At 62.2% G+C, this 238-nt stretch carries 1 pseudogene; it reads right to left on the bottom strand.

The annotated features are described in order from the left end of the window. A pseudogene (locus FRY97_RS22215) lies at nt 1-238 on the bottom strand (DUF11 domain-containing protein); the annotation flags it as partial.

Here is a 238-nt window from a genome sequence, read left to right on the forward strand (position 1 = left end):
TACGCTGCTCGCAGCGCTCGGCCCGTTGTTCGTCACCGTGATGGTGTAAGGCACCGTTGTGCCCGGCACGTAGGTAGTGGTACCGTTCGTCTTAACCGTGGTGATGTCCGATACCTCGTCCGGTGTATCCGGGCCGTCCGTACAATCTGGGCAGTCCGGCGTCGGGTCTTCCGGGTTCGTTACCGTGACTACGTTGGTCAGGCCGCCCGTGAAATCGGCAGGCACGTCCACGTTCACC

This window comes from Phaeodactylibacter luteus, assembly GCF_007993045.1.
GTDB lineage: Bacteria > Bacteroidota > Bacteroidia > Chitinophagales > Saprospiraceae > Phaeodactylibacter > Phaeodactylibacter luteus.